General features: G+C 72.0%; 19 protein-coding genes. All 19 read left to right on the forward strand.

Going from position 1 to position 20,598, the window contains the following annotated elements; all coding sequences use genetic code 11:
* Window positions 1–475: 475 nt before the first annotated feature.
* The 19 genes from AB0F10_RS27660 (at window position 476) to AB0F10_RS27750 (ending at window position 20,590) form a co-directional block, all read left to right on the forward strand.
* Window positions 476–1,123: a response regulator transcription factor gene (locus tag AB0F10_RS27660; RefSeq protein WP_360631085.1), complete on the forward strand. Its 648-nt coding sequence runs from the start codon at window positions 476–478 to the stop codon at window positions 1,121–1,123.
* A complete protein-coding gene (locus AB0F10_RS27665; protein WP_360631088.1) occupies window positions 1,120–3,219 on the forward strand; it encodes an ATP-binding protein in 2,100 nt (699 codons plus the stop codon). Before AB0F10_RS27660 ends, AB0F10_RS27665 begins: the two co-directional genes overlap by 4 nt.
* Before the next feature lie 86 nt (window positions 3,220–3,305).
* Window positions 3,306–3,866, forward strand: a complete 561-nt coding sequence (locus AB0F10_RS27670; protein WP_360631091.1) for a hypothetical protein — start codon at window positions 3,306–3,308, stop codon at window positions 3,864–3,866.
* Window positions 3,867–3,979: 113 nt separating this feature from the next.
* Entirely contained in the window at window positions 3,980–4,348 is a 369-nt protein-coding gene (locus tag AB0F10_RS27675; protein ID WP_360631094.1) for a hypothetical protein, read from the forward strand.
* Between the two features lie 6 nt (window positions 4,349–4,354).
* Complete coding sequence (locus AB0F10_RS27680; RefSeq protein WP_360631097.1) at window positions 4,355–5,218, forward strand: Pvc16 family protein; 864 nt, start codon at window positions 4,355–4,357, stop codon at window positions 5,216–5,218.
* A gap of 28 nt (window positions 5,219–5,246) precedes the next feature.
* The gene (locus AB0F10_RS27685) at window positions 5,247–7,271 is read left to right on the forward strand and encodes a phage tail sheath subtilisin-like domain-containing protein (protein WP_360631100.1); all 2,025 of its coding nucleotides are present in this window, start codon (window positions 5,247–5,249) and stop codon (window positions 7,269–7,271) included.
* A 17-nt stretch (window positions 7,272–7,288) separates the two neighbouring features.
* Window positions 7,289–7,723 (forward strand): phage tail protein, encoded by a 435-nt coding sequence (locus AB0F10_RS27690; protein WP_360631103.1) that lies wholly within the window; start codon window positions 7,289–7,291, stop codon window positions 7,721–7,723.
* Window positions 7,723–8,106: a hypothetical protein gene (locus tag AB0F10_RS27695; RefSeq protein ID WP_360631154.1), complete on the forward strand. Its 384-nt coding sequence runs from the start codon at window positions 7,723–7,725 to the stop codon at window positions 8,104–8,106. Before AB0F10_RS27690 ends, AB0F10_RS27695 begins: the two co-directional genes overlap by 1 nt.
* The gene (locus tag AB0F10_RS27700) at window positions 8,058–8,270 is read left to right on the forward strand and encodes a DUF6760 family protein (protein ID WP_360631106.1); all 213 of its coding nucleotides are present in this window, start codon (window positions 8,058–8,060) and stop codon (window positions 8,268–8,270) included. Before AB0F10_RS27695 ends, AB0F10_RS27700 begins: the two co-directional genes overlap by 49 nt.
* 94 nt (window positions 8,271–8,364) lie before the next feature.
* Window positions 8,365–9,024, forward strand: a complete 660-nt coding sequence (locus tag AB0F10_RS27705) for a hypothetical protein (RefSeq protein ID WP_360631109.1) — start codon at window positions 8,365–8,367, stop codon at window positions 9,022–9,024.
* Between the two features lies 1 nt (window position 9,025).
* Window positions 9,026–9,712 (forward strand): peptidoglycan-binding protein, encoded by a 687-nt coding sequence (locus AB0F10_RS27710; protein WP_360631112.1) that lies wholly within the window; start codon window positions 9,026–9,028, stop codon window positions 9,710–9,712.
* Complete coding sequence (locus tag AB0F10_RS27715) at window positions 9,709–10,791, forward strand: hypothetical protein (RefSeq protein WP_360631115.1); 1,083 nt, start codon at window positions 9,709–9,711, stop codon at window positions 10,789–10,791. Before AB0F10_RS27710 ends, AB0F10_RS27715 begins: the two co-directional genes overlap by 4 nt.
* Window positions 10,791–11,513: a phage baseplate assembly protein V gene (locus tag AB0F10_RS27720; protein WP_360631118.1), complete on the forward strand. Its 723-nt coding sequence runs from the start codon at window positions 10,791–10,793 to the stop codon at window positions 11,511–11,513. Before AB0F10_RS27715 ends, AB0F10_RS27720 begins: the two co-directional genes overlap by 1 nt.
* Window positions 11,513–11,794 carry a PAAR domain-containing protein gene (locus AB0F10_RS27725; protein ID WP_360631121.1) on the forward strand — a complete coding sequence of 94 codons (282 nt, stop codon included), beginning with the start codon at window positions 11,513–11,515 and terminating at the stop codon, window positions 11,792–11,794. Before AB0F10_RS27720 ends, AB0F10_RS27725 begins: the two co-directional genes overlap by 1 nt.
* Before the next feature lie 5 nt (window positions 11,795–11,799).
* Window positions 11,800–12,216, forward strand: coding sequence for a GPW/gp25 family protein (locus tag AB0F10_RS27730; protein WP_360631157.1), 417 nt, complete (start codon window positions 11,800–11,802; stop codon window positions 12,214–12,216).
* A complete protein-coding gene (locus AB0F10_RS27735) occupies window positions 12,213–15,206 on the forward strand; it encodes a putative baseplate assembly protein (protein ID WP_360631124.1) in 2,994 nt (997 codons plus the stop codon). Before AB0F10_RS27730 ends, AB0F10_RS27735 begins: the two co-directional genes overlap by 4 nt.
* 4 nt (window positions 15,207–15,210) lie before the next feature.
* Window positions 15,211–17,175, forward strand: a complete 1,965-nt coding sequence (locus tag AB0F10_RS27740) for a putative baseplate assembly protein (protein WP_360631127.1) — start codon at window positions 15,211–15,213, stop codon at window positions 17,173–17,175.
* Entirely contained in the window at window positions 17,172–18,581 is a 1,410-nt protein-coding gene (locus AB0F10_RS27745) for a hypothetical protein (RefSeq protein WP_360631130.1), read from the forward strand. The genes AB0F10_RS27740 and AB0F10_RS27745 overlap by 4 nt, the downstream gene beginning before the upstream one ends.
* On the forward strand, window positions 18,581–20,590 hold the full coding sequence (locus tag AB0F10_RS27750; protein WP_360631133.1) for a phage tail protein: 2,010 nt from the start codon (window positions 18,581–18,583) through the stop codon (window positions 20,588–20,590). The genes AB0F10_RS27745 and AB0F10_RS27750 overlap by 1 nt, the downstream gene beginning before the upstream one ends.
* Window positions 20,591–20,598: the final 8 nt, after the last annotated feature.

The raw sequence follows: 20,598 nt of genomic DNA on the forward strand, positions 1-20,598 counted from the left end.
GCCGGCGCCACCACCACCGTCAAAACCGTCAACAGCAGGGTGGACATGCTGGCTACCGCGCCGATCCGGCCTGCTCGGGGACCATGCATGGCGACAACCCTTCGAGAGCGGGACGCGGTGGCGGCATACCGCCCGAGGCGTACGACCAAGATAGCGGTGAGGTTTCACGGCATTCAAGTACATGGATCTTATTCACCTCGGTCGGCCGAGGTAGCTGGTGGAGCGCTTCCACAGTCGAGACGCCGTCGCTGGGGGCAGGACTTCCACATTTTCGCCACCGCCACGAGGCCCGGGTGAGGTCCGGTGTTCGCTGATTGACGGAAGTCTGACACAGGACCAATCTGATGGGGTGCGGCGCTCTCGGCCGACGACATACTGATGGTGAGCCGCTCCGGGTCCGCCACAAGACGGCCCTGCGCCCGTGGACAGCAGTCCACTCGGTTCCCGGTTCATCCTCCTCCGGCGGGATGGCACGATGATGCGCATCGCCTTGGTTGCCGACGTACGCCTCTACTGCGAGGGACTCGCAGCGGTCCTCGCAACAGTCGACGGCATCGATGTCGTCGGGCACTGCCGCCGCTGGCAGGAAGCCGTGCCGATGGTGGCCCGTACGCATCCGGATGTCGTTCTGATCGATGCCCCGCCGAGCGAGAAGCGTGCCGCCGTGCGCCACCTGACCGCCGACGGAACCGCAGCCGTCCGGGTCGTCGCGCTCTCCGTGGAGGGTGTGGAGCGGGACCTGATCGAGTGGGCGGAGGCCGGCATCTCGGGCTTCGTCACCCGGGACAACTCCGTCGCGGACCTGATCGGCATCGTCCGGAGCGTGGCCAACCACGAGATGCCGTGTTCGCCGCGGATCGCCGCGATGCTGCTGCATCGGGTGGGTGTGCTGGCCGCCGGCCGGACCGAGCCGGAGTGCCGGCTCACCGCGCGGGAGCGGCAGATCCTCGTGCTGATCGAACGGGGCCTGTCCAACAAGGAAATCGCCCGGCATCTCTCCATCCAGCTGCCGACGGTCAAGAACCACGTGCACAACGTCCTGGAGAAGCTGCGGGTCAGCCGGCGTGAGGACGCGGTGGCGGTGGCTCGCGGGGCGACGGCAGCGGCTCGGGGCCCGCGATGACCGACCAGCTCTTCGCCGCCCTGCGGCGGCTGGACACCCTGCTGGCGGTGGGCGTCGCCCGCGCCGAGGTGGCCTACGGCCCGGCAGCCTCGGGCGATGCGTTCCGGGGTCTGCACATCGACCGGAGTGAGGTGGAGCAGCTGTTGGCCCGTGCGCCGGGTGAGCCGTTCCTCGCCTCGATCGGCGAGCCCGACGACCCGCCCGGAGCTGGGCTCGCAGCCCTCGCCGCCCGGTTCGATCTGACGCCCTTCGACGCCGATGTCGTTGCGATCGCGGTGGCACCGGAGGTGGACCTTCGTTACGAGCGGCTCTACGCGTACCTGCAGGATGACGTGAACCGCCGGCGGCCGACGGTCGATCTGGTGCTGAACATGCTCTGCCGTTCGGCGGCCGACCGGGTGGCCCAGGTGGCCCGCTTCCAGGCCGACGCGCCCCTGCTGCGTAACGGCATCCTCCGGTGGCCGGCCAACGGGGCGCAGCACGAGGCACCGCTGATCGCGCGGTCGCTGCGCCTCGATGAGCAGATCGTCCGATTTTTGATCGGCGGCCGGGGACTGGACAGCAGGTTGGCGCCGTTCTGCGCGTTTGCCGAGCCCTCGGCAGGCGCCGGCCACCCGCCGGTCACCGAGGCGCTCCGCGACGTGGTCGAGCCGCTGGCCGACGCCGCCTCGGCCGGTCGCCCGATGCGCGTCTACCTGCAGGGTCCTCCCGGCCTGGGCCGGCGCAGAGTGGCCGAACAGGTCGCCGCCCGGGCCGGCCGCCCACTGCTCGTCGCCGATCTGGATCGCGTCCCGCCGGGACAGCCGCTGGCCGACCTGCTGCCGGTCCTCTTCCGCCAGGCCTCGCTGGACGGCGCGATCTGCTTCCTGCACGGTGTGGATGCGCTGCTCGCCGGCCGGTCGGACGGGGGCCTTCGATCGCTGGCCCAGCAGATGGTGGCCGGCGGACTCGTCGTCGTCCTCGCCGGATCCGAGCCGTGGCCGGCGCTGTCGCTGACCGGAACGGCCGCCCCGCTCGCCCTGCGGGTGGTGCCCTGCCCGATGCCCACCTTCGTGGAGTCGCGCCAGGTGTGGCAGTCGGAGCTGGACCGGTCCGGGATCGAGGTCGGCGACCCCGGCCTCGACGTGCTGGCCGGCCGGATCCGGCTGACGCCGGAGCAGGTTGCCGAGGCGGCCGCGACGGCGCGTCCGCTGCACCCGGCCGTCGCGGCGGCCGGACTGGACGAGGTCCTGGCGGCGGCTCGCCGGCAGGCCGGGCAGGGACTCGGCGGGCTGGCGGTCAAGCTCGATCCGATTTTCGTCTGGGCGGATCTGGTGCTGGCCGAGGACTCGGTCCGGCAGCTCGGTGAGCTCTGCCGGCGGGTCATCCACCGGCAACAGGTCCTTGAGGAGTGGGGGTTCGGGAGCAGATTCTCCCTCGGACGCGGCGTGTCGGCCCTGTTCGCCGGGCCGCCCGGGACCGGCAAGACGATGGCGGCGGAGATCGTTGCCCGGGAGCTCGGCCTCGACCTGTACCGGATCGACCTGTCCGGCATCGTCAGCAAGTGGATCGGGGAGACCGAGAAGAACCTGGACCGGATCTTCCGGGCCGCCGGTGACGCCAACGCGATCCTGCTGTTCGACGAGGCGGACGCGCTCTTCGGCAAACGTTCCGAGGTGCGCGACTCGCACGACCGCTTCGCCAACGTCGAGGTCTCCTACCTCCTTCAGAAGATGGAGATGTACGAGGGCGTCGCGATCCTGTCCACCAACCGCAGTCAGGATCTCGACGAGGCGTTCCTCCGGCGGCTCGGCTTCGTGGTGCGATTCCCGCCGCCCGACGAGACGGAGCGGCTTCGCATCTGGACGACGGTCTGGCCGCGCGGCGTACCGATGGCACCGGAGGTGGATCTGGACGGCCTGGCGCGGGAGTTGCCGTTCACCGGCGCCGAGATCAAGAACGTGGCGCTCGCCGCGGCGTTTCTCGCGGCCGAGAACGGGGGTGCCGTGACGATGGCCGAGATCCTGCACGCCACCCGGCGCGAGTACGAGAAGGCCGGCAAGGTCTTCGACGGGTTCGGCCCGACCGGGCCGGGAGGTCTCGATGACGGGTCATAGCCGCTCGATGGCACACCAGGACGGCGCGAACCGTTCAGCGATGGTGCCCCCCGGAGCCCGCGCGGCAGGCATCTCTCGCACAGCAGGTGCTCTCCCTGCAGCGGTCCGCCGGGAATGCCGCGGTCAACGAGGCGCTGGAACAGCGGGCCGATCAGGTGGCGGCCGGCGAGGTCGACCGGATGATGGCAGAGGCCAGGTCCGGGAAGATGTCGCCACGACAGTTCCGCAGGAAGCAGGCCGATGTCGAGAAGATCGACAAGCTGCTCGAGCGAACGAACCTGACCCCCGTCGAGCAGAACAGGATCAAGGGTGACTACAACGAATTGCTGACCCGGTCGCGGGAGGTCCGGACCGACGAGGTCCAGTACCGGGCGGAGCCGGCCGGCGGCAAGAAGGCCGTCGCCGTCGAGAGCAAGTCCGACCGCGTCCACCGGATGGACCTGAAAGAGGCGAAGGCCAACGCGCGCAGGTATCGCCAGAAGGCCATCGAGGACGCGCCCAACCGGGCGCACGGCAGGCCGGTGGTGATCAAGTACACCCAGAACCAGGACCCGGAGATCCAGCAGGCGATGGCCGAAGTGTTCTTCTCCGAGGGCAGCCCGGTGACCGAGGTGCATTTCGGAACGACGGTCTACCGCAGGCCCTGAGGGGCCGGTGCACAGGGATCCGGATCCCCCATGGATCCAACCTGAACCCCGAGGGTCCATCCGCTCGCACCGGCGGCCTGTACACAATCGGGTGGCGCCGATTGGGGGCCCCGGTGGAGGAGATCCGAGTTCTGCTGACCGACCTGCCGCGCATGCTGCGCGAGATTCTCCGGAACCTGCTGGCCGCGCAGCCGGAGATGGTGGTCGAGATCGCGGACGAACCGCGCGCCCCCCTCGTGTCGGCGGTGGACCGGACCCGGGCGCATGTCGTGATCCTGGGCCAGGAGGCGCCGGCGATGCCCTCGCGATGCCGGGACCTGCTGGAACGGCGCCCTCGCGTGCAGGTCATGACCGTCTCGGTCGACGGGCGGCGGATCTGCCTGTACGGCCTGCGCCCGTACCGCGAGCCGCTCGGTGAGGTGGAGCCGGAGAAGCTCGTCGACACCATTCGCGGCCTGGTCGTCGCGTCGCGGGCGTGGTGATCCGGTGTGATCCGCGACCTGGATGTCGCCCTGCGCACGCTGCTGCGTGCGCGGATGACCTCGCTGGGCGCCGGCACCCCGGGCGGTGTCGCCGAGAGTCAGGTCGGCTTCGCTCCGCCGGACTCGAACTGGGCGAACGCGGTGACCGGGATGGCGCCACGGCGGGCCATCAACGTCTACCTCGCGGACCTGCGGGAGAACCGGGCCCTGCGGTCGAACGAGCGCCTCGGCACGGCCGGCGGGGCCTCCGTGCCCGCCCCGATGCGGGTCGACTGCCACTATCTCGTCTCGGCTTGGAGTCCGGCGGCGGACCGTTACACCCGGACCCTCGACGAGCACGCGATGCTGGCCGAGGCCCTGCAGGTGCTGGGCGGCTCGCTGGTGCTCGCGGTGGGCGGCCACGATCTGCCGGTCGCGATCGTTCCGCCGGAAGGCTTCGCGAAACTGGCCGAGTTCTGGGGCACCATGGGCCAGTCGCGCCCGTGGAAGCCCGCGATACCTCTCGTGGTGACCGTTCCGGTGGCCGGGGAGCCGACGCTTGCCGGGCCGGCCGTCACCACCGCGTACGCCGAGTTCCGGCCCGACGGCGATCCGGTGGGCGCCGAGACCCGGACGATGATCGCGGGCGTGGTCCGGGACGCCGGGACGAACCCGGCGGTCCCCGTCGCCCGCGCCTGGGTGCAGCTGGCGACGACCACCGGCCGGGCACTGCAGGCGGTGCGGACAGACTCGGCCGGCGAGTTCCGGTTCGCCGACGTCGTCCCCGGCGAGTACCGGGTGTGGGTGCGCGCCGCCGAACACGACGAGCTCGCCGACGTCCCGGTCACGGTGCCGTCCGCGACCGGCCATTACGACCTCGAGTTTCCCTGAGCTCGGCCGCAGGTAGGGAGAGAGCGACATGACGCAGTTCAGCTACCCCGGCGTCTACATCCAGGAGTTCACGCCCGGGCCGCCGATCGAAGGCATCGGTACCAGTACCGTCGCCTTCGTCGGCACCGCGTTGAGCGGACCCCGGACCGCCACCCGCCTGCACAGCTGGGAAGCCTTCCAGGCGACCTTCGGCGGCTTCCTCACCGAGCAGCCCGCAAGCTACCTCGCGCCCGCGGTGTACGGCTTCTTCCTCAACGGCGGAACCGACTGCTTCATCCTGCGCGCCTCCGCGGCGCTGACCTCGTTCGCGCACCTGTTGAGCCGGCGGGCCGGCAGCGCCGAGGCGGTACTGGTGGCCGAGGCCGTCGAGGAGGGTTTCGGCGGCGACGGGGTGACCGTCGAGGTCCGCGACGCCAGCCTGCTCGACGACATGCTCGGTGCCGGCGCGCAGACCCTCCAGGTCCATTTCGCGTCCTCACCGTTGACGGACCCGCTGCCGACCGCGGCGACCGCCGACCGCCGAACGGTGCGGGTCGGCGACAACACGGCCTTCCGGGTCGGTGAGCGGGTCGTGTTCGACGACACCGGGACGGTCACCCCGGCGGGGGTGGTGGCCTCCCGGACGGGAACCAAGACGGTCGTGCTCGCCGCCCAGGTTCCCGGCACGGGCACGTTCGGCGGCGCCACGCTGCGCAGCGCCGACCTCGACGCGGGGCAGCGGGAGATACTCGTCGACCTGCCCGCCGGCTTCCGGCTCGACCGCGCCCTCCCGCGGGGCGCCACGGTGCGGATCGCGGCCACCGGCCTGAACCCCGACATCAGCACCGTCCGGACGACCGGCACCCACACCGGATGGGGCTCGATCACGGTCACACGCGGCCTGTCCCAGCAGTACGTGCTGACCACGCACCGGCCGACCGTCGCGTCGCTCGAGTTCGACCTGATCGTGGCCAAGGACGGCGCGGTGGCGCCGGACGGGACGCCGATCATCGAGGAGTTCCGCACCCTGTCGATGAATCCCGAGCATCCCGCGTACTGGGGTTCCCTGGTCAGATCCCAGTTCCTGACGCTGCGCGAGCCGGACCAGCCGCCGGCCCATCCGGCCGACGACCCGAGACCCCTGCGACCGTCGGTGAATCCCACCGTCCACCTCAGCGGCGGTGCGGACGACGACCGCGCGCAGGCATGGTCGGATCTGGAGAACGATCCCGCGGACGAACTGGCCCGGCTCGACCCGCACGACGAGATCGACCTCGTCTGCATTCCGGGCGCCACGAAGCCGTCCGCCCAGCAGGGCCTCCTTGCCTACTGCGAGCTGAAGAGAGACCGGCTGGCGATCCTGGACGCCACGTTCGGAGCCACCGCCGCCCAGGTCTCGGCGCAGGTCGACGCGGTACGCGGCGATCACCTGGGCTACGCGGCGCTCTACCATCCGTGGATCCTGGCCCGTAATCCGGTGACCAACCAGAACCAGTACTGGCCGCCGTCCGGCCACATCGCCGGCATCTACGCCCGCACGGACGCGCGCAGCGGCGTGCACACGGCTCCGGCGAACGCCACGATCCGGGGCGCGCTCGGGCTGCAGAGTCTGCTCAGCGACGCCGAACAGGGACCGCTCAACCTCACCGGGATCAACGTGCTGCGGGTCTTCCCCGGACAGTCCCAGCCGGTGGTGTGGGGAGCCCGCACCACGGCGACGCAGAACCGGTACTGGCAGTACGTCAACATCCGCCGGCTGTTCCTGTTCGTCGAGAAGTCGATTCAGCAGAACCTCCGGTGGGCCATGTTCCAGCCGAACAACCTGGCCCTCTGGCAGCAGCTCAAGCGGGTCATCGGTGACTTCCTGACCAAGGCGTGGCGCGACGGCGCGCTGTTCGGCGCGACCGCCAAGGACGCCTACTACGTGCGCATCGACGAGGCGCTCAACCCGGAGTCGGAACGGGCGCTCGGCCGTCTCCACATCGAGATCGGGCTGGCGCCCGCCTACCCGGCCGAGTTCATCGTCGTACGGATCGGAATCTGGCAGGGCGGATCAGAAGTCTCCGAAGGCTAGCCGGACAGGAGATAGGCATGGCCACGACGGCCGAGCGGCTCGATCCGCTCACCAGCTTCAACTTCCTCATCCAGATCGACAACATCACCCGCGCGGCGTTCCACGAGTGCAGCGGGTTCAACTCGGCGATCGACCTCATCGAACACCGGGAGGGCGGCGCGCCGAGCCCTCTCAAGCTCCCGGGCATGACCAGGTACGGCAACCTCGTTCTCCGCCGCGGCCTGACCGACGACCGCGAGCTCTACGACTGGCACCTGGCCGCCGTCAACGGCGACATCCAGCGGCGCAGCGGCTCCATCGTGGTCCTCGACCGGCGCGGCGAGGAGAAGGCCCGATGGAACTTCTTCGACGCCTGGCCGCAGCGCTGGGAGGGGCCGGCCCTCAACTCGGAGGGCTCCGAGATCGCGATCGAGACCCTCGAACTCGCGGTGGAACGACTGGAGCGTGCGTGATGACCGGATCGGTGCTGCTGCAGACCGAGCGGGAGTTCGTGCTGCCCCGCGGCTTCGTGGACGACAGCGGGACGCTGCACCGCGATGGCGTGATGCGGATGGCCACCGCGGCCGACGAACTGCTTCCGCTGCGTGAACCGGCGGTCCTGAAGAACCCCGCCTATCTCACCGTCGTGGTGCTCTCGAGGGTGGTGACCCGGCTCGGCGGCTTGGCCCTCATCACACCGAGCACGATCGAGAAGCTGTTCGCCGTCGACGTGGCCTACCTGCAGGACCTCTACAACGAGCTCAACTCGGAGGACGGGGCGCCCGCCCTTTCGGTCGGCTGCCCGCGGTGCGGGCACGACTTCGAGGTGGGCCGGCCGAGCCTGGGGGGATCGTAGGCCATTCCCTCGATCAGCTGTACGAGGAGATGGCCTTCATCGCGTTCCACTTCCACTGGAGTTTGGACGACATCATGGCCCTGGACCACGCGGAGCGGCGGCGCTGGCTGACCACCATCTCCCAGCTGAACCAGCGGCTGAACCAGGAGGCGGTCCATGCCTGAACACCGCTGGGATCTCCTCGTCCCCCGAACCTTGGGCCGCCGGTCCGGCAGGTGGGCCGGACGGTTGGCGCGGCCCTCGACGATCCGGAGCGCGGTGGCCGACGTGGGCGGGCGCCTGACCCGGTGGCGTCCGCGGCTCGGCACCGGGCGGGCCACGTTCGCGTTCCGCTTCGAGCCGACGATCCTGCGCCGCCTCCCCGGCGCGCCCGCGTCGCGGACGGTTCGCCTGGAGCGGCATGTCCACGAGACCCGGCTCCTCTGCGTCCGGCTGCCCGGACCCGCCGGACGGCTGCCCGCGGTGGCGCCGGCCGCCGCGGTCCTCGCGCCGCAGCGCCGCGATCCCACCCTGCCGGCCGCACCTCGGCCGGTGCCGCCTGCCGCACAGACCCGGCTGGTCTGCCGCACCGTGCAGGAGCGGGTGGAGCGCCTGCGACCGGTCATCACCCGTCACATCGTGCAGTCCGGCGCCGCCGGGCCGCGGGCCATCGCGCGGGTGACCGTTCCCCAGCGTTCGCGCCGCCGGCCGGCACCGATGGTGATCCACGCCGAACGCGCCCGGCCGGCCCCGGCCGCGCCGCCGCCCGCCCCCGCCGCCGAGGCCGGACCACCGGCGCAGGTGCCGATCGTGACGCTGTCCCCACCGGTCGCAGGCCCGGCGGCACCGGCAGTAGACCTCGACCTCCTGGTCGCGCAGGTGTTGCGCCGCATCGAGCGCCGCGCACTGGCGCAACGCGAGCGGCTGGGCAGGAGCTGAGATGGCGCTGGAGCACGCCACCCTGACCAACCTGGACACCGGCGAACGCTTCGAGGTCCTGTTCAACCCGAGCGAGTACCGGCTGACCAAGGACAACAATTTCGCCCAGGCGGCCATCCCCGGGCTGGGCTCGCCGCTGCTCCAGTTCGTCAACGGCAACCTCCGCACCTTGGAGATGGAGTTGTTCTTCGACACGTACGAGGAACATCGCCATGCCGGAACGGTCGTCAACCCGGCGCTGAGCGACGTCCGGCGGCTCACCCGCCGGGTGGTGGACCTGATCTCGATCAACCCGCACACCCACGCACCGCCTCTGATCCTTTTCGCCTGGGGCGACCTCACCTTCCGCGGCGTGCTCGCCCGGGTCGACCAGCGGTTCACCGCGTTCCTCGAGTCCGGCGTGCCGGTCCGATCGCAGGTGGCCGTCACGATCCAGGAGTGGACGAACGAGCTCACCGAGGCGAAGGAGGTCAAGCGGCAGACGGCCGACCACAGCGCGGTGCACGAGGTCGGGCAGCGCGAGACGCTGTCCGCGATCGCCGCGGCGGCCTACGACGACCCGCGCAAGTGGCGTCCGATCGCCATCGCCAACGGCCTCGACACGCCACGGCGGCTTCCGGCCGGGCTCGTGCTCGCCCTGCCGCCACTGCCTTATCGGGATCCGGCCACCGGCGAGGTGCACGAATGAGCACCGCGGCGGCACCGACCTACGTGCCCGACTTCGAGCTGTCGCTCGGCGGCCGGCCGGTGCCGGCCGACCTGCGCGCGCGGGTGATGTCGGTCCGGTTCGAGGAGGCGCTGGAAGGCGCGAACCGGGTGGAGGTGGAATTCGCCAACCCCGGCCTGCGCCTGCTGGACCGGCCGCTGTTCGACCTCGACGTTCAGCTCGACCTGTCGCTCGGATACCGCCCGGCCGCCATCCGGCACGTCTTCAAGGGAACCGTCACCGGAGTGGAGCCCACCTTCCCTGCCGGCGCCATGCCCACCGTGCTGATCAGCGCCCACGACGCGACCCGCCGCCTCGCCGAGGGCGCCAAGCAACGCGGTTTCCCCTACTACCTCACCGACTCGGTGATCGCCACCATCATCGCGGCGGAGAACCAGCTGGTCGCGCTGCCCGACGTCGCGTCGTCGCTGATCACCGGCCTCGGGGTGTTCAACGAACGCCCGCGCCTGCAGCACAAGCAGAGCGACTACGAGTTCCTCCACCAGATCGCCGTCGAGTACGGCTTCGACATGTGGGTGGACGGCGACCTTCTCAACTTCCGGCTGCCCCTGCCCGGGCTGCCGGCGCCGGAGATCGAGCTGCGGTGGGGGGAGTCGCTGATCGAGTTCTCGCCGCGGCTGTCCAGCATCGGCCAGATCGCCCGCGTCGGTGCGCAGATCTGGGTCGAGGCACTCAAGACCCAGCTGGCGGTCGAGGTGGGCTGGGACGGCGATCGCATCACCGCCCGGGTACGCCCGGCGGTCTGCGGCGAGCAGTCCGAAACGGTCGAAGCGACGTTGAGCCTGCCCGACCTGCCCGCCGAGAACGCGGTCGACGCGATCCGGTTCGCCGTGGGTGAGCTGCGCCGCCGGGTCAATTCGCGGGTGACCGCCCGCGGCAGCGCACTCGGCGACCCTCGTTTCCGGGTCGGCCGGCTGCTTTCCGTGTCCCGGGTCGGTTCGCGGTTCAGCAGCAGCAACTATCGCCTGACCGGTGTCGCGCACACGGTCGACCGCAACGGCTACCGAACCGGGTTCGAAGCGCGCCAGGAGGTGATCTGATGGCCGGCCTTGACCTGATGGGGCTGCTCCAGGGGACCGTCAATGTGCTCGGCAACGACGCCGACACGTCGAGTCCGCCGGTCGAAGGGGTCACCATCGGCGTGGTCACCGACCTGGACGATCCGCAGGGCCTGGGCCGGGTGAAGGTCCGGCTGCCGTTCTACTCCCATTGCGTCGAGTCGGCCTGGGCACGTATCGCGTCGCCGTGGGCCGGGCAACGCCGCGGAAGCTATCTGCTGCCCGAGGTCGACGACGAGGTGCTCATCGCCTTCCGGCACGGCGATCTGACCTACCCGTACGTCATCGGCACCCTGTGGAACGAGAAGGACCCGCCGCCGGAGCGGAGCCCGGCGCTGCATCGCCGTGAGCTGCGCAGCGGCAAGGGGCACCTGCTGGCCTTCGACGACACCGACGGCCACGAGCGGCTGACCGTGCGGAGCCAGGGCGGACTCGAGGTGACCCTGGACGACGCCACCGGGCAGGTGCGGATCAGCGGACCGGGCTCGCCGGCCCTGCGGATCGTCGTCGACACCAAGAACGCGCGCATCTCGATCATCGCGCCCACCGGCGATCTGTCGCTGGAAGCACCCCAGGGCGAGATCGCCCTGGACGCCCGGTCGATCCGGGTGCAGGCGAGTGCCGGGCTGACCCTGTCCGGGCAGCCGGTCCACATCAACCCGCCGGCACCTGCCCTGCCGTCCATTTCCGAGGGGGTGGCGTGATGCCCGCCGCGGCCCGGATCGGCGACCGGAGCGCGCACGGCGGTGTCCTCGTCCCGCCCCCGCTGGTGAGCGGGGTGTTCATCGAGGGATTGCCGGCCGCGGTCAGCGGCACCCAGCACGTCTGTCCGATCACGCCCTCGCATCCCACCACCACGCCGATCGTCAAGGGCAGCGCCAGCGTCTTCATCGGCGGATATCCGGCCGCCCGGGCGATGGCCGACCCGGCCGGGTGCGGCGCCACCATCGTGGGCGGGGCGACCCGCACGGAGATCGGGGGGTGACCGGGATGTCCGCCGACTTCCTCGGCCGCGGCTGGGGATTCCCGGTCGAGGCGGGACCGGACGGCGACGTCGCCCTGGTGTCGGCAGGGGAGGACGTCCGCCAGGCGGTCCTGATCATCCTGCAGACCGAGCCGGGCGAACGGGTGATGCGGCCCGACTTTGGCTGCGGTCTGCGCGGCATGGTCTTCCAGCCGATCAACACGACCACCCTGGCGCTGGTACGCCACCGGGTCGAGGAGGCGCTGGTCGCGTGGGAGCCGCGAATCGACGTGACCGAGGTGACGGTGTCCGCCGACCAGGCGTCCTCCGGGCGGCTGCTCATCCGCGTCGACTACCGGGTGCGCGCGACGAACGCCTTCTACAACCTGGTGTACCCGTTCTATCTGCAGGAGGGCGCGCCTCCGCCGGAGCTGCGACCGTGAACGCCGCCGTGCGGGTGCTGGCCGAGCTGGAACGCCGGCAGGCCGGCTATCTGCCTTCGGGACGGCGCCTCCCGCCGGACGGCAGCGGCGCCGGCATGCTGACGCTGATCGCCCACCTGGCCGGCCTGGTCGAGGAGGCCCTCGACCAGATTCCCGACAAGTACCTCATCGCGTTTCTCGACGCGATGGGCGCGACACTGCTGCCGCCGTCCCCGGCCCGGGCGCCTCTGGTTTTCGCCCTCGCCGCCCAGGCGCCGGCCGATGTGGCGCTGCCTGCGGAAACCGAGGTGGCCGCGGTCATCGCCCCGGCACTGCCGCTGACGTTCGGGGCCGCCGGAGCGCCGGCGGCGGCCGAGCCGGTCATCTTCGCCACCGAGCGTTCCATCTCGCTGGCCCGCGCCCGGCTCGCGTGCGTCTACAGCATCATCCCGGCCCTTGACGAGTACGCGGACCACAGCGCCGACCTCGGCCGCGGGTTCGCGTTCTTCGACGGCTCCGGCCGGATCCCGCATCATCTCTACCTCGGCCATGACACGCTGTTCGATCTCAAGGAGTCGGCCGACATCAGCCTGCAGGTGGGCGTGAGTCAGCCCCGCGGACCCCGGCAGCAGACCGCCGCGGTCGGGCTGCGCTGGGAGTACCTGACCGCCGCGGGCTGGGCCGCCTTCGAACCGGTCATCGACCAGACGCACGGCCTGACCGTCGACGGCGAGGTGCTGCTCCGCAAGATCTGCGGTGCGGCACTCGCCAAGGGGGTCGTCAACGGGGTGGAGAGTTTCTGGATCCGGGCCCGGGCCGACCGGCCGCTGGCGCTGCCGGGCGGCGCCGGCGACGAACCGCTGCCACGCATCGACCGCTTCCGGGTACGGGTCAGCCTCACCCACAGCGGGCTCCCGCTCGACGCCGCGTTCAACGACGGCCTGCGCCTGGACCCCAGCAAGGACTTCCAGCCGTTCGGTGCCGAGCCGGTGCCCGGCAGCTCGTTCCTGATGGCCTGCGACGACGCCTTCAAACGGGACGGCACGCAGCTCCGGATCGTGATCGAGCCGTCCGAGGACAGCACGGCCGCGATCACTTCCCGGACCCTGACCTGGGAGTACAGCGTCGGCGAGGGGCTCTGGCAGGAGATCTCACTGGGTGCCTCGGAACAGTTCCAGAAGGGCGACGGCAAACCGCGGGAGATCAGGTTCGCCCGGCCGGGCGGGTGGCGCCCGGCCACCATCGGCGGCCGGAGTCACCACTGGCTGCGCGTCCGCCTCGCCACGGGCGACTACGGCCGGACCAGGTTCACGGCCGGCACCCTCAGCACACCGAACCCCCCGTTGCTGGCCCGGATCACCGTCGCGTACGCGTACGCGACCGGCCCGGCCGAGCTCCAGCACGTGGTTGCCCGCAACCTGTTCACCCTCGCCGATCACACCGAGGCGGTGCGCTGGGGCCGCGAGGCGTTCCAGCCCTTCCAGCCTGTTCCCGACCGGGTACCGGCCGCCTATTTCGGGTTCGACGCACCGCTGCCGATCGGCCTGGTCAGCCTGTTCGCCGACGGCGGCGGGCCGGGCGCGGCCGGCTCGTCGCAGCCGGCGTCGCCGTTCGTCTGGGAGTACCGCTCCCCGGAGGGCTGGTCGGAGCTGGCGGTCCTCGACGAGACCGGCGGGATCCGGCAGCCCGGGATGATCCAGTTCGTCGGCCAGCCCGATCCCGTTGCCGACGCCGGACCAGGCAGCGCCCTCTACTGGATACGGGCCCGGCTGAAGGCCGCCACCGCGACGCCCGAAACCCTGCCCCTGGCGGGGCTGTACCCGAACGCGGTGTGGGCGACTCACCGCGGCGCGGTACGCCGCGAGATCGCCGGTCGCTCCGACGGCTCGGCCGGCTTGACGCTGACGCTTCAGCACCCGCCGGTGCTCCCCGGCCAGACGATCGAGGTGCAGGAGTGGCAGGGCACCGGCCGGGAGTGGGAAAGCCTGTTCCGGGACGTGCCGGACGGGCGGCTCCGGCTCGACCGGGACGGTGGCGGCCGGGTCGTCGGCGTGTGGGTGCAGTGGCAGGAGCGGGCGCATCTGTACAGCTCCGATCGACACGACCGGCATTACACCCTGGAGCGCACCGGCGGACTGGTGCGATTCGGCGACGGCCGATCCGGCATGTCGCCGCCGCCCGGCGCGACGATCTCGGCAAGTTACCGGTTCGGCGGCGGGCCCCGGGGCAATGTCGGACCGGGCGTGCTCACCCAGCTGCACAGCCCCGTCCCGTACCTGCAGACCGTCACGAACCCGGTGGCCGCCGACGGTGGCGCGGCCGCGGAACAGGCCACGACCGTATCGGCGGCGTTGCGCCACCCGCTGCCCACCGGCGACGCGCCCCGGCCCGGGGCGGGCATCTGGGCGCGCGGGCCACAGCTGTTGCGCCACCGCGGGCGGGCGGTCAGCGCCGCGGACTACGAGTGGATCGCCCGCGACGCGTCCTCGGAGGTGGCGATCGCCCGCTGCTCGGCCGCGTCCGGACCGGCCGGGGACGGTATGCCCGGATGGGTCACGGTCGCGATCGTTCCATGGACGGACCAGCCGCAGCCGCAGCCAGGCCCGGAACTGCTCCGGCGGGTCCACGACCGGCTCTCGCGGCGAGCACCGGCCGCCGTGGCCGGGCGCATCCGGGTCGCCGGACCGCAGTACCAGCCGGTTTCGGTGATCGCCGAAGTGGTCGTCCGGGACACCCCGGGCGCGGCCGAGATCGAGGAGGGGCTGCGGCGCGCACTGGTCGCGTTCCTGCACCCGCTGACCGGGGGCCTGGACCGGGCCGGCTGGGGGTTCGGCGAGCCGGTTCGGCTGTCCACCGTCGCCGCGGTGGTCGAGGGCGCGGCAGGGGTCGACTTCGCGACCGTGCTGCAGCTGTCGACCGGCGGCGCCGTGCACGGCGAAAGTGTGCCGATCCCCGCCGACCGGCTCCCGGTCAGCGGCCGTCACCTGCTCAAACTGCGCCTGGGGGGATGACGACATGCCGCTGCCCGTCCCGGCGCTGGACTCCCGTACGTGGCCGGAGCTGATCACCGAGGTGCGGGCGTTGCTGCCGCGGCTGGCCCCGGGCTGGACCGACCACAACGCCCACGACCCGGGCATCACCCTGCTCGAACTGTTCAGCTGGCTGACCGAGATGCAGCTGTTCCAACTCGACCGCCTGCCGCCGGCGACACTCCGCTCGTTCCTGCGCCTGGTCGGTGTCGAACCCCGCCCGGCCGGCATTGCCACCACGACGGTCGCGATCCGTCAGGCGCCGGCCGCCGCCGCGGTCATCCTGCCGCCGGGCTTCCAGGTATCCGACGCGGGACGGACCACGATCTTCGAGAGCCCGTCCGCCCTGACGGTGTCACCGGCCTGGCTGGAGATCGGCGACGAGGAAGGCACGACCCGCGGCCGGATCGAGGTGGCGGAGGGTGACCGCCGGACGGACGTCACCGCCGACAACGGTTCGAACGCGCGGGTCATCCGCCCGTTCGGCCCGCGGCCACAACCCGGCAACGCCCTCCGGCTGGGCTTCGCCGAGCTGCCCGCCGAGCCCGGTGCCCGGCTGAGCCTGTACGCCTGGACCGCGACCTGGGCCGGCGACGAGCACCGGGCCGCCGCGCTGCGCCTGGAGAACGAGCGGCTCGCGGGCCGGTGCGGCCGCCAGGCGGACGATGCCTGGACGCGGCACTACCGGGCGCGCCTGGTGTGGGAGTACCAGTCCGCCGGCGGATGGCAACCGATGCGGGTGGTGACAGACGAGACGCGGGCACTGACCCTGACCGGACGCGTGGTGCTCGTCGCGCCGTCGGTCCACCGTAGGGACCCGGCGGACGGCCGCTTCTGGATCCGGTGCCGGCTCGCGTCGGGCGGATACGAATGCCCGCCCCGCCTGCGCATGCTGGCGCTCAACGCCGTCCCGGTCCGCCACGCCGCCACCGTGCCCGGACCGGAGCAGCTCGGCTCGAGCCGGGGCACCGCGGCGCAGTCCTTCCGGCTGGCATCGGGTCCGGTGGTGGCCGGCAGCAGCCGCATCCGGGTGGTCACCGATGGCGTGGGGGACGACTGGCAAGAGGTCGCCGAGTGGGACCGCACCGGACCGGACGACCGTCACTACCGTCTCGATCCCCGCCAGGCCACCGCCCATTTCGGTAACGGCCGGCAGGGCCGGGTTCCGCCCGCCGGCGCCCGGGTCGAGGCGCGCGGTTACCGGATCGGAGGCGGCACCGACGGCAACGTGCCGGCCGGTCGGCTGACCCGGCTCGCCGGCGCCGGCGCGCTGCTGCGGGTCCTGCAACCGTTCGACGCCACCGCCGGTGCGGCCGCCGAAACCCTGGGCGAGGCGCACGGGCGCGCGCTGGACCTGCTGGCGTCCCCCTCCCGCGGCATCACCAGCGCCGACCTCGAGGCTCTCGCCGGTGAGACCCCGGGGGTGCCGGTGGGGCGGGCGCACGCTGTCCCCGGCCACCACCCCGCGTACGGATGCCTGGACGCGGCCGGCGTGGTCACCGTCGTCGTGCTGCCCGAGTGCGGCGACCCGCCGCAACCGAGCCGCCAGTTCCTCGACGCGGTACGCCGCTACCTCGAACCGCGGCGTCCCCTGGCGACCGAACTGCTCGTGACGGGTCCGTCCTATGTGCCGGTGACCGTCACGGCCACCCTGCACGTCGGCGCCGGGGCACCGCCGGACATGGCCCTGCGCGCGGAGGAGGACCTGGCCGCCTTCTTCCACCCCCTGACCGGCGGCGCCGACGGAGAGGGCTGGCCGTTCGGCCGGGACGTGCTCGAGACCGAGGTGATGGCGCGACTCAACATGCTGCCCGGGGTGCGCTTCGTCGACGGGCTGGGCCTGACCGGACCCGGCGACGCACGACCCCGGTGCGGGAATCTGCCGCTCTGCCCGACGGAGCTGGTCGCCTCCCGGCCGCACCGCATCACCGTCAAGGAGGGACAGCGATGAACCAGGTCGAGCGCCTGCACTACTACAACGGCCGGCGGCTTACCGCTGCGGATTTCGCCGTGGAGCAGCAGTACCACCTGGCGATGCGGCGCCTGCTGAACCACGGCCTGTTCACGCCGGGCGTGGTCAACGGCCTGGAGGTGTCCAAGGTGGATGCCACCCACGTGCGGGTCGCCCCGGGACTCGCCCTCGATCCCGCGGGGCGGGAGCTGGTGGTGCCGCTCGGACCGGACGAGCAGCGGACCGTCGTGGTGCCGGCCCAGCGGCCGACGAGGAGGGCCGGCGGATACTTCCTCGTGCTCCGGTACGCCGAGGAGCGGATCCCGGCCACCGAGGACGCCTGCGCGAGCCCGGCCACCCCGCAGGCCGCCCGCATCCGGGAGGTCGCCGAGCTGCTCTGGACCGAGGACTTCCCCGCACCCGGCCTGTGTGACCCGAACCGGTCGTCGATCGACTGCGCGGTCGTCCTCGCCCTGGTCACCACCACGGCAACCTGCGAGATCGACGACATCGTGATCGGTGTGCGGCAGTACGCGCGCCCCACGCACGTCAGTCAGGTGTCGGCGTTCGCCGTCGAGGGCGAGAAGGACATCGACCGGGACAACCCCAAGGTCCTGCATTTCCAGATCCGGGGAGGCTCGCCGAACTCCGTGGTGCTTCAGCTGTGGGGAGACCGCTTCTCCACCCTGCACTACACGGAGCTTGCCCAGCACGCCCACGCGCTCTCGGCCATCGCCGTCGGAGGCACCTCGGTGCCGTTGCTCAGCCACCAGCACGACCAGGCCCACACGCATTCGATTCCGAGAACCGCGGACGACGGTGTCCATCGCCACTCCATCCTGGTCCGCCCGTCGCTCGAGCACATTGCGACCGAAGGGCCGCCGCTGATTCCCATTCCGCCGCTTCCGGCAAGCCTTCGATACGTGGAGATGAACGGGTTCCGGCTCCCGTCCGATCCCGCCCGGCCGTTCGTGCAGGACAGCGACGGTCATGGCCACAATTCCGGCGGCCCCACCGGCGCCGCTACGCCGGCCACGAGCGGGACACCGACCTCGGTCGCCGCCGCGCCGCTGCATTCGCACACCTTCGCGGCCACCGTCGATGCCTCCGGCACCCAGCAAACCCGCAACGGTCCGCCGTACGGCTTCCTGAACAAGCTTCAGGTGAACTTCGACGGTCAGGACATCACCGCCGAGGTCGTGGCCAAGCTGCCGAACAGTTGGGGCGGACTCCTCGGCAACGGCGACGCCGCGCACGGTCTGAACGACGCCCGCGGTACCGACCTGCTCGATCTCATCGAGATCGTCAATGCCGCCGGCCTCGTCATCGACACCGGGCCGCACACCCTGACGTTCTCGGTCGCCGCCGGCGGCGGGAAAATCCTCTACAACCTCTACGTCGAATGATGACCGGCGAACGGGACACCCTCCACGCCCTGCTGTCGGCCGGGGGCTGGGACGTGTGCCGCCTGGACGGCCTCGACGTGCGCCCCGACGGCCGCGTCGAACTGGCTGCGGTTCCGGCGCTCGTACCCCCGTCGTTGAACGATCCGGCAGCGGCCGGAGCATCCGGCCTGGCCCTCGACGCGCGCTGCGGCCTCTATCTCAGCGACGCCGACGGGCGCCGGGTCATCCGCCTGGCCCTCGACCGCGGCGACCGGCTCGTCCTCTCCGGCGACGGCCGGCCGGGACCGCCGATCCTCGTCGCGCCGGCCGGGCTCTGCATCGGCCCGCACGGCTGGCTCTTCGTCGCCGATCCCGGGCGCGGCGCGGTGCTCGTGCTGCACGCGGAACAGCTGAGTCTGCGCGACGAGTGGCGTGCCGGGCTGGTCCGGCCGGTCGGGGTCGCGGCCGATCGGCAGTTCGGGCTCTACGTCCTGGATGCCGCGGCCGGCCGCGTGCTGCGCCTCGATGCGACGGGCGAGCCGGACGCGGCGTTCGCCGGCCGGATGATGCCGCCCACCGGCCCGGTGCGGCCCACGGCCATCGCGTCGGACGACGACGGCCGGCTCTATGTCGGCGACGCCGGCAGCGAGTCGGTGCTCGTCTACGGCCCGGACGGCGCCCCGGCGGGGCCGGCGCTCGCCGAAGGCGCTATACCGCAGGCGCTCGCGGTGGCGGGGGACCGCCTGTATGTCGGCGACCGGTCGAGCGGCCGGATTCAGCTGTTCGCCATCGGCGACGGCCGCGCGCTCGGCGAGGTCGCCGGCTTCCGCGGCCCGATCTCCGCGTTGGCCGCCGACCGTGGCGGCCGCCTCTACCTCAAGCCCGGCGGCGACCAGGCGTACCGGGTCGCCGAGCCGGGTGCGGGCCGGATCGGCCGCGGCACGGTGGAGGCGGGCCCGCTCGACGCGGGTGAGGAGGGCCGGTGGTCGAGGGTCGCGGTCGAGGCGGAAACCCCGGCCGACACCGGCGTCCTGGTCGAGACCGCCTCCGCCGCCGACGCCGCGGCACCGCCCCGCTGGCGGGTCGCCGCCGCCCCGGATCTGTTGCTCGACGGCGAACGATTCCTGTGGATCCGTCTCACCCTGCAACGGCTGGGGCCCGAAACGGGCGGCATCACCACACCTTCCCTGATCGAGGCGCGGGCGGAGAGCGGGGGAGAGACGTACCTCGACTACCTTCCGCTGGTCTACGCGCGTGACGGCGGCGACTTCCTGCGCCGCCTGCTCGCCCTGGCGCAGTCCGACCTGGGCGACCGGGAGGCGGCCATCGAGCAGCTGTTCCGCAGTGCCGACCCGCAGACCGCCCCGGCCGGGACCCTTGCGACGCTGGCGTCCTGGCAGGCATTCGAGCTGCCGTCCGGCGCGGGCGACGCCGAGCGGCGCAGGCTGCTCGCCGAGCTGCCGGAGCTGTACCGGATACGCGGCACGCCGCACGGTGTCGCCCGGTTCATCGAAATTCACACCGGGGTGCGACCGCTTCTGGTCGAGAGCTTCCGTTCCAGGCGGGCCTGGATGCTGGACGGCGGCTCGTCCGGACTGGGCTTCGACAGCGCGCTGCCGGCCTCGGCGCCCGACGGCCTGGTGGTGGGCTCGAGCGTGGTCGGCGCCGGCGGGCCGCAGGATCCGGACGGCTTCGCCCGGTCGGTCTTCGACGACACCGCACACCGGTTCACGGTCGGCGTGCCCGTCGGCTCGCTGAGCCCGGCGGAGCGCCGGCGGGTCGGCGAGATTCTGGACGCGGAGAAGCCCGCGCACACGCAATACCACCTGTGCTTCTGGCAACCGCGGTTCCGCGTCGGCGTGCAGGCCCATGTCGGGGTGGACACGATCGTGGCCGGGCCGCCCGCAGGCCTGGTGCTCGATGACGATGCCCGGCTGGACCGCAATGCCTGGACCGCGGGCGAACCGACCGGCGCGGTCGGGTCCGTCGGGCGCCTGGCACACCTCGGTGTGGACACCGTGGTCGGCTGACCATGAGC

Source organism: Actinoplanes sp. NPDC026623, assembly GCF_040638275.1.
Lineage (GTDB): Bacteria > Actinomycetota > Actinomycetes > Mycobacteriales > Micromonosporaceae > Actinoplanes.

Bases quoted from the DNA above. Each gene is read 5' to 3' on its own strand.
- AB0F10_RS27740 (WP_360631127.1), top strand. From the start codon at position 15,211: ATGCCGCTGCCCGTCCCGGCGCTGGACTCCCGTACGTGGCCGGAGCTG.
- AB0F10_RS27710 (WP_360631112.1), top strand. From the start codon at position 9,026: ATGGCGCTGGAGCACGCCACCCTGACCAACCTGGACACCGGCGAACGC.
- AB0F10_RS27695 (WP_360631154.1), top strand. From the start codon at position 7,723: ATGACCGGATCGGTGCTGCTGCAGACCGAGCGGGAGTTCGTGCTGCCC.
- AB0F10_RS27660 (WP_360631085.1), top strand. From the start codon at position 476: ATGATGCGCATCGCCTTGGTTGCCGACGTACGCCTCTACTGCGAGGGA.
- AB0F10_RS27730 (WP_360631157.1), top strand. From the start codon at position 11,800: ATGTCCGCCGACTTCCTCGGCCGCGGCTGGGGATTCCCGGTCGAGGCG.
- AB0F10_RS27750 (WP_360631133.1), top strand. From the start codon at position 18,581: ATGACCGGCGAACGGGACACCCTCCACGCCCTGCTGTCGGCCGGGGGC.
- AB0F10_RS27665 (WP_360631088.1), top strand. From the start codon at position 1,120: ATGACCGACCAGCTCTTCGCCGCCCTGCGGCGGCTGGACACCCTGCTG.
- AB0F10_RS27715 (WP_360631115.1), top strand. From the start codon at position 9,709: ATGAGCACCGCGGCGGCACCGACCTACGTGCCCGACTTCGAGCTGTCG.
- AB0F10_RS27690 (WP_360631103.1), top strand. From the start codon at position 7,289: ATGGCCACGACGGCCGAGCGGCTCGATCCGCTCACCAGCTTCAACTTC.
- AB0F10_RS27745 (WP_360631130.1), top strand. From the start codon at position 17,172: ATGAACCAGGTCGAGCGCCTGCACTACTACAACGGCCGGCGGCTTACC.
- AB0F10_RS27685 (WP_360631100.1), top strand. From the start codon at position 5,247: ATGACGCAGTTCAGCTACCCCGGCGTCTACATCCAGGAGTTCACGCCC.
- AB0F10_RS27720 (WP_360631118.1), top strand. From the start codon at position 10,791: ATGGCCGGCCTTGACCTGATGGGGCTGCTCCAGGGGACCGTCAATGTG.
- AB0F10_RS27725 (WP_360631121.1), top strand. From the start codon at position 11,513: ATGCCCGCCGCGGCCCGGATCGGCGACCGGAGCGCGCACGGCGGTGTC.